The 13,719-nt window shown below is 62.8% G+C and carries 16 protein-coding genes and 1 pseudogene; 10 read left to right on the plus strand and 7 right to left on the minus strand.

Annotated features, from left to right (window positions below; translation table 11 throughout):
- Nucleotides 1–59 precede the first annotated feature (59 nt).
- The 3 genes and pseudogenes from J2J99_RS05620 to J2J99_RS33890 form a co-directional block, all read left to right on the plus strand.
- Nucleotides 60–806: a glucose 1-dehydrogenase gene (locus tag J2J99_RS05620; RefSeq protein ID WP_168301754.1), complete on the plus strand. Its 747-nt coding sequence runs from the start codon at nt 60–62 to the stop codon at nt 804–806.
- A 2,014-nt stretch (nt 807–2,820) separates the two neighbouring features.
- Nucleotides 2,821–3,165: an antibiotic biosynthesis monooxygenase family protein gene (locus J2J99_RS05625; protein WP_168302371.1), complete on the plus strand. Its 345-nt coding sequence runs from the start codon at nt 2,821–2,823 to the stop codon at nt 3,163–3,165.
- 147 nt (nt 3,166–3,312) lie between these two features.
- Nucleotides 3,313–3,399, plus strand: a pseudogene (locus J2J99_RS33890) (alpha/beta hydrolase); the annotation flags it as partial.
- Between the two features lie 135 nt (nt 3,400–3,534).
- Here J2J99_RS33890 and J2J99_RS05635 read toward each other — a convergent pair.
- The 6 genes from J2J99_RS05635 to J2J99_RS05660 all read right to left on the minus strand — a co-directional run bounded on the left by J2J99_RS05635 (nt 3,535) and on the right by J2J99_RS05660 (nt 6,397).
- A complete protein-coding gene (locus tag J2J99_RS05635) occupies nt 3,535–4,155 on the minus strand; it encodes a glutathione S-transferase family protein (protein ID WP_205919360.1) in 621 nt (206 codons plus the stop codon).
- Nucleotides 4,148–4,630, minus strand: a complete 483-nt coding sequence (locus J2J99_RS05640; protein WP_168302372.1) for an SRPBCC family protein — start codon at nt 4,628–4,630, stop codon at nt 4,148–4,150. Before J2J99_RS05640 ends, J2J99_RS05635 begins: the two co-directional genes overlap by 8 nt.
- Nucleotides 4,627–4,956, minus strand: a complete 330-nt coding sequence (locus J2J99_RS05645; RefSeq protein ID WP_168302373.1) for an ArsR/SmtB family transcription factor — start codon at nt 4,954–4,956, stop codon at nt 4,627–4,629. Before J2J99_RS05645 ends, J2J99_RS05640 begins: the two co-directional genes overlap by 4 nt.
- Before the next feature lie 192 nt (nt 4,957–5,148).
- On the minus strand, nt 5,149–5,565 hold the full coding sequence (locus tag J2J99_RS05650; protein WP_168302374.1) for a GFA family protein: 417 nt from the start codon (nt 5,563–5,565) through the stop codon (nt 5,149–5,151).
- 41 nt (nt 5,566–5,606) lie between these two features.
- Nucleotides 5,607–6,071 (minus strand): SRPBCC family protein, encoded by a 465-nt coding sequence (locus J2J99_RS05655; protein WP_168302375.1) that lies wholly within the window; start codon nt 6,069–6,071, stop codon nt 5,607–5,609.
- The gene (locus J2J99_RS05660) at nt 6,068–6,397 is read right to left on the minus strand and encodes an ArsR/SmtB family transcription factor (RefSeq protein WP_168302376.1); all 330 of its coding nucleotides are present in this window, start codon (nt 6,395–6,397) and stop codon (nt 6,068–6,070) included. The genes J2J99_RS05655 and J2J99_RS05660 overlap by 4 nt, the downstream gene beginning before the upstream one ends.
- A gap of 212 nt (nt 6,398–6,609) precedes the next feature.
- On the opposite strand from J2J99_RS05660, the gene J2J99_RS05665 reads away from it, so the two are divergent.
- The 7 genes from J2J99_RS05665 (at nt 6,610) to J2J99_RS05695 (ending at nt 12,353) form a co-directional block, all read left to right on the plus strand.
- Nucleotides 6,610–7,176 (plus strand): nutrient deprivation-induced protein, encoded by a 567-nt coding sequence (locus tag J2J99_RS05665; protein WP_168302377.1) that lies wholly within the window; start codon nt 6,610–6,612, stop codon nt 7,174–7,176.
- The gene (locus J2J99_RS05670; RefSeq protein WP_168302378.1) at nt 7,169–7,585 is read left to right on the plus strand and encodes a phage holin family protein; all 417 of its coding nucleotides are present in this window, start codon (nt 7,169–7,171) and stop codon (nt 7,583–7,585) included. Before J2J99_RS05665 ends, J2J99_RS05670 begins: the two co-directional genes overlap by 8 nt.
- Nucleotides 7,585–8,595, plus strand: coding sequence for a DUF3618 domain-containing protein (locus J2J99_RS05675; RefSeq protein ID WP_168302379.1), 1,011 nt, complete (start codon nt 7,585–7,587; stop codon nt 8,593–8,595). The genes J2J99_RS05670 and J2J99_RS05675 overlap by 1 nt, the downstream gene beginning before the upstream one ends.
- 284 nt (nt 8,596–8,879) lie before the next feature.
- Complete coding sequence (gene aac(3), locus J2J99_RS05680) at nt 8,880–9,716, plus strand: aminoglycoside 3-N-acetyltransferase (protein WP_168302380.1); 837 nt, start codon at nt 8,880–8,882, stop codon at nt 9,714–9,716.
- Nucleotides 9,717–9,819: 103 nt separating this feature from the next.
- Entirely contained in the window at nt 9,820–10,161 is a 342-nt protein-coding gene (locus tag J2J99_RS05685) for a hypothetical protein (RefSeq protein ID WP_168302381.1), read from the plus strand.
- 142 nt (nt 10,162–10,303) lie between these two features.
- Nucleotides 10,304–10,837: a YidB family protein gene (locus J2J99_RS05690; RefSeq protein WP_168302382.1), complete on the plus strand. Its 534-nt coding sequence runs from the start codon at nt 10,304–10,306 to the stop codon at nt 10,835–10,837.
- Nucleotides 10,838–11,207: 370 nt separating this feature from the next.
- The gene (locus J2J99_RS05695) at nt 11,208–12,353 is read left to right on the plus strand and encodes an IS4 family transposase (protein WP_168302472.1); all 1,146 of its coding nucleotides are present in this window, start codon (nt 11,208–11,210) and stop codon (nt 12,351–12,353) included.
- A 155-nt stretch (nt 12,354–12,508) separates the two neighbouring features.
- Here the strand turns inward: J2J99_RS05695 and J2J99_RS05700 are convergent, their stop codons facing one another.
- Nucleotides 12,509–13,360 carry a dienelactone hydrolase family protein gene (locus tag J2J99_RS05700; RefSeq protein WP_207600952.1) on the minus strand — a complete coding sequence of 284 codons (852 nt, stop codon included), beginning with the start codon at nt 13,358–13,360 and terminating at the stop codon, nt 12,509–12,511.
- Nucleotides 13,361–13,719: the final 359 nt, after the last annotated feature.

Genomic DNA, 13,719 nt, shown 5'->3' on the forward strand with positions numbered 1-13,719 from the left:
TCTGAACTATGGAACAAGCCGCCAATTCCGGCGGCAGTCCGGATCAGAAGGAAATGAAGATGGCGAAACTCACCGGAAAAGTCGCAGTCGTCACGGGGGCCTCCAAGGGCATCGGCGCGGCGATTGCCAAGGCGCTGGCGGCCGAAGGGGCGAAAGTGGTGGTGAATTACGCCTCGAGCAAGGCGGGAGCCGATGCGGTGGTCGAGGCAATCGGCGCGGCCGGTGGCCAGGCCATCGCGGTTCAGGCGGATGTTTCCAAGGCCGAACAGGCCCAGGGCCTGGTGGACGCCGCCGTCAAGGAATTCGGCAGGCTCGATGTCCTGGTCAATAATTCCGGCGTCTACGAATTCGCCTCGATCGAGGAGGTGACCGAGGAACATTATCACCGCATCTTCGACGTCAACGTGCTCGGCCTTCTGCTGACCACCCAGGCGGCGGTCAAGCACCTCGGCGAGGGTGGCAGCGTCATCAACATTTCCTCGGTGGTCACCAGCATGGCGCCGCCCGCTTCTGCCGTCTACACTGGCACGAAGGGCGCCGTGGAGGGCATCAACAGCGTGCTTGCCAAGGAACTCGGCCCGCGCAAGATCCGCGTCAACGCCATCCTGCCGGGCATGGTCGAGACCGAGGGCACGCACACGGCCGGCGTCATCGGCTCGGATTTCGAGCAGGTCATCATCGGCCAGACGCCGCTCGGCCGCGTCGGCCAGCCGGACGATATCGCCGGCGTCGCTGTCTTCCTCGCTTCCGACGACGCCCGTTGGATGACCGGCGAACGGCTGGCCGCCAGCGGGGGGTTCCGCTGAGAATCGAGAAAACGGCGCGCCTTTTCTCGCACCATCGCCGGATTTGTCGCGGAACTCACCCCACCCTCCGTCGTCCTCGGGCTTGACCCGAGGACCCATGCGGGCCTCGCCGACTGTGGCCATGGATTCCAGGCTCAAGGCCTGGAATGACGGAGGTTGGAGGGCCATCGGCAAGAGGCGCAACGCCGCTGCTATTCTCGCACCATCGCCGCATTCGTCGCGGAGCTCACCCCACCCTCCGTCGTCCTCGGGCTTGACCCGAGGACCATGCGGGCCTCGCCGACTGTGGCCATGGATTCCAGGCTCAAGGCCTGGAATGACGGAGGTTGGAGGGGCCATCGGCAAGAGGCGCAACGCCGCTGCTATTCTCGCACCATCGCCGGATTTGTCGCGGAGGCCATCCCACCCTCCGTCGTCCTCGGGCTTGACCCGAGGACCCATGCGGGCCTCGCCGACTGTGGCTATGGATTCCAGGCTCAAGGCCTGGAATGACTGAGGGTGGGGAGGGCCGTCGGCAAGAGGCGCAACGCCGCTGCTATTCTCGCACCATCGCCGCATTTGTCGCGGAGCTCACCCCACCCTCCGTCGTCCTCGGGCTTGACCCGAGGACCCATGCGGGCCTCGCCGGCTGTGGCCATGGATTCCAGGCTCAAGGCCTGGAATGACTGAGGGTGGGGAGGGCCATCGGCAACAGGCGCAACGCCGCTGCTATTCTCGCACCATCGCCGCATTCGTCGCGGAGCTCACCCCACCCTCCGTCGTCCTCGGGCTTGACCCGAGGACCATGCGGGCCTCGCCGACTGTGGCCATGGATTCCAGGCTCAAGGCCTGGAATGACGGAGGTTGGAGGGGCCATCGGCAAGAGACGCAACGCCGCTGCTATTCTCGCACCATCGCCGGATTTGTCGCGGAGCTCACCCCACCCTCCGTCGTCCTCGGGCTTGACCCGAGGACCCATGCGGGCCTCGCCGACTGTGGCCATGGATTCCAGGCTCAAGGCCTGGAATGACGGAGGTTGGAGGGGCCATCGGCAAGAGACGCAACGCCGCTGCTATTCTCTCACTATTGCCGGATTTGTCGCGGAGCTCACCCCACCCTCCGTCGTCCTCGGGCTTGACCCGAGGACCCATGCGGGCCTCGCCGACTGTGGCCATGGATTCCAGGCTCAAGGCCTGGAATGACGGAGGTTGGAGGGGCCATCGGCAAGAGGCGCAACGCCGCTGCTATTCTCGCACCATCGCCGCATTCGTCGCGGAGCTCACCCCACCCTCCGTCGTCCTCGGGCTTGACCCGAGGACTCATGCGGGCCTCGCCGGCTGTGGCCATGGATTCCAGGCTCAAGGCCTGGAATGACGGAGGTTGGAGGGCCATCGGCAAGAGGCGCAACGCCGCTGCTATTCTCTCACTATTGCCGGATTTGTCGCGGAGCTCACCCCACCCTCCGTCGTCCTCGGGCTTGACCCGAGGACCCATGCGGGCCTCGCCGACTGTGGCCATGGATTCCAGGCTCAAGGCCTGGAATGACGGAGGTTGGAGGGGCCATCGGCAAGAGACGCAACGCCGCTGCTATTCTCTCACTATTGCCGGATTTGTCGCGGAGCTCACCCCACCCTCCGTCGTCCTCGGGCTTGACCCGAGGACCCATGCGGGCCTCGCCGACTGTGGCCATGGATTCCAGGCTCAAGGCCTGGAATGACGGAGGTTGGAGGGGCCATCGGCAAGAGGCGCAACGCCGCTGCTATTCTCGCACCATCGCCGGATTTGTCGCGGAGCTCATCCCACCCTCCGTCGTCCTCGGGCTTGACCCGAGGACCCATGCGGGCCTCGCCGACTGTGGCTATGGATTCCAGGCTCAAGGCCTGGAATGACTGAGGGTGGAGGGCCATCGGCAAGAGGCGCAACGCCGCTGGGTGTCGAGGACGGCGAGGGTAGCTGAGTGCGGCTTGGCATTGCGGGATTGACCGCACGGCGGATGGTTGCAAAAATCGCCCTCTGTCGGCAACGAGAGGTTGGCATGTCTATCGCGAGCTTACCTGCACCACCCTATTACGTCGTCTGCTTCTCATCGCAGCGAACGGAGGTCGAAGACGGCTACGGCGATGTCGGCGCTGCGATGGTGGAACTGGCAAAGCAGCAGCCTGGATTTCTGGGCTTCGAAAGCGCCCGCCGCGCTGACGGATTCGGCATAATCAACTCCTATTGGCGGGACGAGGAAAGCATCCGGGCATGGAAGGCGGTTGTCGATCATGCTGAAGCGCAGCGCCGCGGCCGGGCGGACTGGTATACGCGGTATGAAATCCGTGTCGCGCTCGTTCAACGCTCTTATGGATTCGAGGCGGATCCCGTCGGACTGCGCTGACCGTCGCCCCCGGATTGCGGGCCGTCCCTAACGAGATTTAGGGGCCGGTTTTCTTTAGCCGCTTCCATAAAACCGATCACGTCGCCGACCATGCGATCGTTGAGGACATCGTCATGACCCGCATCGTCATAGATCGCCATCCGCTTACAACCGAAGTTGTTCCTCCACGGCCGGCTCGATGACAGCATCCCGCTTTCTTCAGGCCAGGCGCTATTCCGCCTCGCACCCGAACCCATGGTGTGCTCGGCATAGCGGCAATATATGCACAAATCGTTTCTGCGGAGAAGAGGTCGAAAGGCGACGATGGCCTTCAGCGAGACTTCGGCGGCAACGTCTTTTAAACCGGCAATAGCCTTTCGCGCGTGCCTCTCAGGCTGGAAAAGGGTTTTGCCAAGCATCCAGTTCTTCAAGCCGTTCGTACCAGGCCTGGATATGCCGAAACTCAGCGAGTGGAATCTCGGCGGCGGCTGCATAAGGAAGTGCAGCGGCCAATGCGAAATCCGCCACCGTCAGTGTCTTCCCGACGGCGACGCTGTTCGCCGCCAAATGATCGTCGAGCACGCGACCATGGTGCCGAAAACCTGTCTTCGCATCTTCGATCAGTCCGACGTCAGGCTTCCCGCCGAACAACGGCTTGATCAAGGTTTCAAACCACAGCGTTGCCCCGTGCCGGGTGAAGTGGCTGGCATCCCAGCTCAACCAGCGCAGCACGTCGATCTGCCGGTGGTCATGCGGCCAGAAATCCGATGCGACGGCGTCGGACAGCTTGCACATGATGGCATTCGCTTCCCATAAGGTTCCGGCATCATCCTGCAGCACCGGGACCTTGCCGTTCGGGTTCAGCGCCAGGAATTCCGGTGTGCGCTGCTCTCCGCCTGCCAGGTCAACCCTGACGAACTCGACGTCAGCCTGAAGAAAACGCGCGGCGGCGCAGGCCTTCCGCGGATTGAGCGTCTCGCAATAGTAGAGCTTCATCGCCGCCTTACGCATGGTTCGTCCCTTCGGAAGTTCCCAGAAAAGAGCTCAATCGGTCGAAACTCTGCGACCAACCGGATTCATGACCCTCAAGGGATGATGCGCTTGCAAATCCACTCTGCCGGAAAGTCATTTCCGTGCCGGCGTCGCTTTCCCTGAAGGTGATGGTGACGATCGTTTCGGGACTGGTTTCGCCTGTTCCGGTCTCCCAGGCATGGGTGAAGACCAGCCTGTGCGGCGGCTCGACCTCCAGATATTTTCCGCCGACCCAATGCTCTTCTCCATCCGGGGCAATCAGACAGGCGCGGTGTCTGCCGCCCGGCCAGGCTTCAAGTCTGTCGCCCACCGCCTTGAAACCGTGAGGCCCACACCATTGCGCCAAGGCTTTCGGGTCGGTCCATGCCCTGAAAACGAGATCGCATGGGGCATCGAACCTTCGCACGAGAACCAGGTCATGGCTGTTGTCTGTTGCAGTCTCTGGATTGGTCATTTTTCGTTTCCTTGCACCTTGGACAAATAGTCATCGAGACGATCAAAGCTTTCATCCCAGAAGCGCCTGTAATCGGCGATCCAATCAGCAACTGTCTTCAAGGCTGCCGGCTCGAGAATGCGGGGACGCGAATTCGCTTCCCGGCCGGAGCGGATCAACCCGGCCTGTTCCAGGACCTTGAGGTGCTTCGAGATGGCGGGCTGAGACAGTTCGAACGGATCCGCAAGCTCGGCCACCGTTGCCTTGCCGTTGGCAAGCCGCGCCAGAATTGCTCTCCGTGTGGGGTCGGAGAGGGCGGAAAAAATCGCATCAAGCCTGTCGTCCATGCATCACCAATTAGCTATATAGCCAAATGGATATATTCTGTACGACGGAATGTCAAAGGCAATTTATGCTGGATCGGCAATGACAGGAAGAAATTCGAACCCCTGGTGGGCAAGCGACGATGTCGCGAGCAGGCCCTTCCCCGCTCGCGACCAAGCACCCGAGAGCACCATATTGCAGGCGCTGCGCCAGCCTCACATCGGCGGCATCTTTTCGAAGTTCGGCACATCAGGGTCGACCCGATCCCAGGCGAGGCCGCGCATGGTGTAGGTTGCCATTTGCGGCTGATATCGCTCCGGCTCGTCGAGGCTGGCGGCGTGGATGGTGAAGAAATCAGGCATGTAGGAGAAGGTCAGATAGACAGGAGCGCCGCAGGCCGGGCAAAAGCCGCGGGTTTTGACGTTGCCGTTGTCGGCGACCATCTGCCAGTGGCTGGCCTCGCCTTCGAGCTTCACCGCCTGGCGGCTCGGGAAGGTCAGATAGGATCCGTGGCCGGTGCCGCTCGTCCGCTGGCAATCGCGGCACTGGCAGTCGTTCATCGCAATCGGCTCGGCCGAGATCTCGTAATGAATGGCGCCGCAGGCGCAGCCGCCGGTATAGGGCTTGCTCATCGCTTTCTCCTGAACAATTTGGTGATGTGGCTGGCGCCGGGTCAGTCGTCACTGCCGGCGAGGGCGCCGATATTCTTCACGACCTTCTTCCAGCCGTCGCCCATCTTCTGGAAGGCGGTTTCGTTTTTCGGCAGCACGAAGCCGGAATGGACGAGGCGCAGCCGGGTGCCGTTTTCGGCTCTGATAAGGATGAAGGTGACCACAGTATCGAGTGGCGAGCCGTAGCCGGTATTATCCGCATGCCCGCCTTTCCAGGCATAGGAAAGACGCTCGTTCGGCTTTAACTCCAGCACCTCACAGTGAATGGTGCCGTCCCAGCCGCCCGCCGGCGTCGTCCGATAGGTGAAGCGCTTGCCCTCGACCGGCTCGAATCCTTCAGGCATCATCAGCCAGCGGCCCATCAGCTCGGCTGACGTCAGGGTTTTCCAGATGGTTTCCGGCGCGTGCGGAAACAGCTCGTCGACGACGATCTCCTGCGTGTCGGGCTTCAATGCGGTCTCGGTCATGGATCGATTTCCTTCAGCAAGGTTCTGAGGTCGGCAAAGCGCTCGCGCCAGAAGGTGCCGTAGTGGCTCATCCAGTCGACAAGCGGCGCAAGCCCCTCGGGCTCGGCGCGGTAATAGACATTGCGGCCCTCGGGACGCTCGGCCACGAGGCCCGCCTGCTTCAGCGCCTTCAGGTGCTGCGAGACGGCGCCCTGGGTGACGGTGCTCGCCCGGGTCAGTTCGACGACGGTGATCTCCTTGGAGAGGACGATCTGCTCGAACACGGCCCGCCGAGTGGGATCGGCAAGGGCGCGCATGACGGTGGTGATGGGGGCGGTCTGGATCATGCGGAAACAATAGTCATGGCTAATTGATCAGTCAAGACTAATTGTTTCTGCCGCCATTGAACCATCGTTCCAGGATGCGATCGCCGAGCCGCGGCTATGGATTCCAGGCTGAGCCTTGCCGAAGAGAAGCGGTGAAGCGCTTTCGAGGAACAAAGCGGCGAACCCGTGGTTCGGGGCTGCGGCAGTCGCGGCCACGATATGGGAGGTTAAACATGCAAAACGATTTCACCGATTCGGCAGGAAGAAGCGCATCGACGCAGACACCATCCTCATCCCCAGGTTTGGGTTCTTCGCCGGGAACGCGCACGTCCGTTTCCGATCTGGAAGCGAAGGTGAGCGAAGATATTTCCGCCGCTAAGGAAACGATCAGGGAAGGCGCCGACACTGCCGTCGAGAAAGCCAAGGACGTCATTTCCGAGCGCACCAGCTTCGCTGCTCGCCAAGTTGGCGGCGTTGCTACGGCACTTGAGAAAGCTGGCGCCGAAATGGAAAGATCCGGCCAGGCCGAGGTCGGGCGATACGCCAGGCAGATCGGGCGGAGCGTGCAGACTGTCGCTCGGCGGATGGAAGGCAAGGACATCGGCGAAATCGCTACCATGACCGAGGATTTCGGGCGCAGGCAACCGCTCGCCTTTCTCGGGATAGCCGCACTTGCAGGCCTGGCGGCAAGCCGCTTCCTGACAGCCTCCGCGAAAAGGCAAACAGCTGCCGCGCCGCGTGAGCCATCGATTGGCCTGCGCCCCGGCACCGCAACGACCGGAGGCGAGAACAATGGCTAAATCTTCAGAGAACACACCCCTTTCCGAGCTCGTCGGTGGCCTGGTGGGTGATGTCACCGGCCTGCTCCGCAAGGAAATCGATCTTGCCAAAACGGAAGCTTCGGAAAAACTTTCGCGGGCGCTCAGCGGCGTGGAAATTCTCCTGTTCGGATTGGTCCTGGCGATCGGGGCGGTCGGCGTCCTGCTAAGTGCCCTTGTCGGCGGTCTCGCCGCCTTCCTCGTGACACAGGGTTTTACCCAAACCACTGCCAGCGCGCTCGCCTCTCTGATCGTCGGCGTCATCATTGCCGCCATCGCTTGGGTCTTGGTTTCCCGCGGGCTCGCCGCACTTCGCGGCAACAACTTGAAACTGGATCGTACTGCGACCTCGCTTCGCCGCGACGTTGATGTTGTGAAGGACAAAATCTGATGGAAAATTCAATGGAGAAAACATCGGCCGAGCTTCAGCGGGAGATCGACCAGGACCGCCGCCGCATAGGAGATCGGATTGACGCGATCCAGGAGCGGATGTCGCCGGGCCAGCTCGTCGATGAGGTCATTGCATATGCCAAGGGAAGCGGCGGCGCAGAGTATGTCAGCAATCTTGGCCACGCCCTCAAGGCGAACCCTCTGCCCGTCGCGCTGATGGGCGTGAGCCTGGCCTGGCTCATGGCAAAAGGCAGTCCGTCATCAGGCGACACGGCGACCTGGAGGGAGGATCCTGAATACCCGCTTTATCCGGCGACTGGCCGGGTCCGCAGGATTGGCCCGCCGGCAATGGAAAACGGAGCCCGTTACAGCCATTTTGCCGATGAAACCGGCAAGAGGTTGAAAGCGTTGACAGACGAAACAGGAGGTCGTGCCGGCCATTTCATGGACGAGGCTGGCAAGACCTATCGTGGCTTTGCCGACGCCAGTGGAAAGCAGATCAATCAGATCACCGACGAGACTGGTGCAATGCTCGACGCGGCAACCGGCTGGGCGGCGGAGAAATGGGAGCAGGCGAAAAGCGCCGCAAGCGACCTCGGCGCCCGTGCGTCTGGCGCGGCGAGCGCGCTGTCGAGCCGATCCTCTTCGGCGGCGACCAGTCTTCAGGAGCAAACGAGCAAACTTAACGAGGCGATCCTCACCCATTTCCGCGACCAGCCGCTCGTCGGCGGCGCCCTGGCTTTCGCGGTCGGTGCAGCGATCGGCGCGGCGCTGCCCCATACCGACACCGAGGACGAGTTGGTCGGCGAAGCCGCAGACAGCACGAGAGATAGCCTCAGCCATCAGGCCCAGGACGTCGTCGCGCAGGGTAAAGAGGTAGCGTCGGAAGTCTATCGCAAGACCGTGGACGTTGCCTCCGATGCTCATGATGTCATCAAGGAGCGCGTGGTGGATGAAGCCGAAGCTTTCATTGATCGCAAGGATGGCCTCGGCGGAACCGATCGACGGTAGGGGATCCATACCGGCGGCCCCAGGGAAGGTTCCACGGGCTGTCATCGATGACCATCAGGTTCATGTCCTTGAAAGCGGCTCACCAAACGGAAGCCCGGTTGTGGATCAGCATGGCTGCGGCAACCTGGCGGAAGAGATGCCCGGCTACGGTTGGAGTTCCTCGCTTCCGCCGCAGGCGCCGAGGCAGGAGGCGCGTGAGCGGCAGCAGGGCATCGCGAGCGATGGTGTCCTGAACTCCGCCTGGGAGCATTGACTCCGGGTCGCGTCCTGATGATCGTTGGCCGATGACCGCTCCGCACTTTCACACCCGTCTCTCGCTCAGTAAGGATCTGGAGGAGCTCGGACTTCGCGCCGGCGACATGGTCATGGTGCATGCCGCGATCAGCAGGCTGGGGCGGTTGCTCAACGGTCCCGACATGTTCATCGATGCGCTGCGCGATGTCGTCGGCCCGTCCGGCACCATCGTCGCCTATACGGACTGGAACGGCGCCTATGACGAACTGCTCGACGAGAACGGCCAGGTTCCAATCGAATGGCGCGACCATATCGCACCCTTCGATCCCACGACCTCCCGGGCGATCCGCGATAACGGCATATTCCCGGAATTCCTTCGAACGACGCCAGGGGCGCGGCGCAGCGGCAATCCGGGCGCCTCGGTCGCGGCGATCGGCGCCAGGGCCGACTGGCTGACCGCCGACCACTCGCTCGACTACGGCTATGGCGAGGGCTCGCCGCTCGCCAAACTCGTGGCCGCCGGCGGCAAGGTCCTCATGGCCGGAGCCCCGCTCGACACGATGACCCTTCTCCACCATGCCGAGCACCTGGCTGAGATCCCGAACAAGCGCCTGCGCCGCTATGAGGCGCCCTTTGCCACGCCGGCCGGCGTGGTGTGGCGCATGCTCGAGGAATTCGACACCGGCGACCCCGTCGTGCCCCGCCTCGAAAGCGATTACTTCGCCGGGATCGTCAGGGCCTTTCTCGCCGGCGGGCAGGGCGCACAGGGCCTGGTTGGAGACGCGCCGTCGGTGCTGGTGGAGGCGGCCTCGATCTGCAGCTTCGCTGTCGCCTGGCTGGAGCATCACGCCTGGGCATGCTCGAGCGGCTGCGGCCTGGCGATCTGAGGCTCTTGCATCTTCCCCTGCGCCGGCCCTTGAGCCTCGCGGAACAAAATCCCGATGGCGATGTTGGTATGGCGATAAGCAATGAAGGCCATGGGAGGAATCCATGCATAAGTCTCTTCAGTTCGTGTTGATCGGCCTTGCCTCCATGACCGGCCTGACGATTGCGCCGACGATTGCGGCCGCGCAGGATATGGAACTGCGCATCGGCCCCGGCGGCGTCGGCGTCTACGACCGGAATCGCGATTACGACCGCTACGACCGTTACGACCGTCGAGGCCCGCGTCGCTGCGATCCCGACGATGCGCTCGACATCGCCCGCAGCGAAGGCCTGCGCCGGGCCCACATCGTCCGCATCTCGTCGCGCAGCATCGTCGTCGAGGGCATGACGCGCCGCGGCCCGGACCGGATGATCTTCGCCAACCAGCGCGGCTGCCCGGAACTCTGAGCCGGCCTTGAGACAGTCGTGAAATGCCGCCGGCAAGGGGCCTTTCGCCCCGCCGGCGGGAGCTTTCCACGATAGTGAACATTGCGCCCATTCAGCGCTCCGGCTGGCGTGAACCCACGGAGCACCACAGGAGGATTTCATCATGATGAGCGGTCAAATGAAGGCGCTTCTCGCCGTTCTTGCCGTTGCCGGTTATCAGAACAGGGACAAGATCCGGGAGCTCCTGCGGGGCCTCCAGAACCCGCAGCAGGCAGGTGCCGGAGGCCAGCCATCAGGCGGCCTCGGCGGCATCCTCGGCGGTCTGGCCGGCTCCGGCGGTCTCGGAGGCCTTCTCGGCGGCTTGACCTCCGGCAGCATCGTCAGCGGCGGTCTTGGCGACCTGCTGAAGACGTTTCAGCAGAACGGCCAGGGCGACAAGATGGAATCCTGGGTGCGCCGCGGAGAGAACGCCGACATCAATGACGGTGAACTTGCCACAGCCCTCGGCCCGGATGTCCTCGACGAGATCGCCAGGAATACCGGCCTCTCGCATCAGGAGATCCTCGGCCGGCTGAGCCGCGATCTTCCCAAGGCCGTCGACGATCTGACGCCGGAGGGGAAAGTGCCGAGCGCCGAGGAGACGTTCATGTCTTCGGCGAGTCAGGCGACGACATCAGGGCGGCCGGGCAGCATCTAGGCGTTCGCGGTCGGAGCGTAATTTTGCGCCCTGGATCGGTTTGCCGGGAGATCGCCTCACACTCCGTCCTCCTCGGGCTTGACCCGAGGATCCACGGCTGGGGTGTCCATCAGCAGCAGGCATGGATCCCAGGCTCAAGGCCTGGGATGACGGAGGGTGGGGCGGGCGGATTGCCAAAGCGGAAATGCGTGTTCGCCAGCGCCGGTTAGCCGCCACCGTGGTGTGCGGCGGAGCCCACCCCTTGCTCCGTCCTCCTCGGGCTTGACCCACTGCTGTCCGGTTTAAATTTGGTGGACAAGGCGCACGGTGTTGATTCTACTCGTATTCGGATGTTTGGCGACAATCCCGGACACGAAAGAGGGGCAACACCGTGCGGCATGAGAATAGCGTCTTTCATGATCTGTTGAAGCGGATTCCGTGGGCGGCCTTCGAAAGACTTGTGGAGGAGCATCAGGCCGACAAGCACGTGCGGCGGCTGTCGACGAAGAGCCAGCTGGTCGCGCTGCTCTACGGCCAGCTTTCCGGGGCCGTCAGCCTGCGCGAGATCGTCGGCGGCCTGCAAAGCCACAGCAGCGGTCTTTACCATCTCGGCGCCCAACCGGTGTCACGATCGACCCTTGCCGACGCCAATGGCCTGCGCCCGAGTGCGGTTTTCGCCGAGCTGTTCGCGCAGATGGTGTCCCGCGCCGGGCGTGGGCTCAAGCGGGCCGTCGGCGAGGCGGTCCATCTAATCGACAGCAGCAGCCTGCGCCTTTCCGGAGCGGGATCGCACTGGGCACGCTTTTCCGATCAGGCCTGTGGCGCCAAGGTTCACGTCGTCTACGATGCCAATGCCGAACGGCCGATCTATGCGGCGGTGACGCCGGCCAATGTCAACGACATCACCGCCGCCAAGGTCATGCCCATCGAGGCAGGCGCCACCTATGTCTTCGACCTCGGCTATTACGATTTCGGCTGGTGGGCGAAGCTCAATGCCGCCGGCTGCCGCATCGTCACGCGCCTCAAATCCCATACCAAATTGGCCGTCATCGAGGAAAGAGCGGTTAGCCCGGATGGAACCATCCTGTCGGATCGGGTCGGCCTTCTGCCGCAGCGCATGGCAAAAAGCCGCAGGAACCCGATGAGCGGGCCGGTTCGGGAGATCTGTGTGCAGATCGAAACCGGCAAGATATTGCGCATCTTCTCCAACGATCTCGATGCCCCGGCAGAAGAGATCGCCGCGCTCTACAAGCGCCGCTGGGCGATCGAGCTGTTCTTCCGCTGGGTCAAGCAGACGCTGAAAATCCGCCATTTCCTCGGCAACAGCGAGAATGCCGTGCGCATCCAGATCGCCGTCGCTTTGATCGCATACCTGCTGCTGCAGATGGCCAAGGCCGACCAGACCACCGTCACAAGCCCGCTCGCCTTCGCCCGCCTGGTGCGCGCCAATCTCATGCATCGCCGCAGGATCGACCGCCTGTTGCAACCCGCCGGCAGGCCACCACACAGTCCCCACCAGATGAGCCTCCAATGGTGACCAAATTTAAACCGGACACCAGTGGGCTTGACCCGAGGATCCGCGGCCGGCCTCCACCGCAGCGGCATCGATCCCAGGCTCAAGGCCTGGATGACGGAGGTTGGGGTGGCGCTGCCAAACTGCGCCGCGATCGGTCCTCTTGAGATCACGCAGGCTTAGTTCGTCAGGTATTTTCGAAGAAAGGCGTAGACGCTGCGTATGGACTTTGCCGCGGCGTCGGGATCGTATTTTTCGATATGACCCAGCACCCTTTTTCCCACCATGAACTCCGGCGCATCGAAATTGTGATAGACGCCCCTGTAGACATCGAGCTCGACGGGCGGGGCATTGTCGCTGAGGCGGGCGAGCCTCTTCTGGCACCGTTCAGCCCGGCTCCAATTATCCCGTTCGCCGGTCATGATCAGGGTCGGCACTGTCGGATCGCCCCGATCCGCGTCACAGGCGGGATAATAGGCAACCGCCGCCCTGAACTTGCGCTCCATCAGCTGTTCGTTCCCGGCGATTTTCGTGGCGTCCAGCGTCGCGGTGGCGCCGGCCGAAAAGCCCATCAAGGCGACGCGGCTGGTATCGACGAAGCTCGACCTCGATAGAAATTCCAGAGCGCCATAGGCGTCGAAGACGCGTTCGGGAAGAGCGCTTCCACAGGTGTCGTCGAGCTTGCGGGTGGTGAAGCTGTCGACAACGAGCACGACATAGCCCCATTTCACCAGCCGTTTCGGCCAAAGATCTTTGACGCTCAAACGCAGGTGATCGCAACCATGCAGGAGAACCACCGCCGGGAAGGGGCCGTCGCCGGCAGGGCGGGATAGATATCCGAGCAACGGCGTGCCCTGCGGCTGGGAGAGAATCTCTCCCTGTTCGAGGGCCTTGCGGATGCGAAACGGGCTGAGCTTGACGGGGGCGCTTTCGAACCGCACCAGTTCCTCCGCAGCGGCCGGGTTCGCGGACAGGGGGATGCCGAGAGAAGCGATGAGGCAAAGAAGAAGTCTCGAGACGGTGGTTTTCACAGTCTCCTCCACCTGTGATCGACAGCCTGTTGATAGTATATGCCTCGCTCACGACGGATGGTACCGCTTGTCACCTCGGTCCATGCATTGCACAAGTTTGGTTTTTCCGATTTCTGGAGGTACTCGGGAGGGGTCGCCGTCTTGCCTCTGCACCACCAGAAGCGGCATGAATGCCAGGCTCAAGGCCTGAATGACGGAGGGTGGGGCGGGCGGATTGCCAAAGCGGAAGTTCGTGTTGACTAACGCCGCTGAGCCGCCACCACGGTTTGCCATGGAGCCCACCCCTTGCTCCGTCCTCCTCGGGCTTGACCCGAGGATCGGGCTTGACCCGAGGATCCACGGCCGGTCGCAGCGGGCAT

It is taken from the genome of Rhizobium binae (assembly GCF_017357225.1).
In the GTDB taxonomy this organism is placed as follows: Bacteria; Pseudomonadota; Alphaproteobacteria; order Rhizobiales; family Rhizobiaceae; genus Rhizobium; species Rhizobium binae.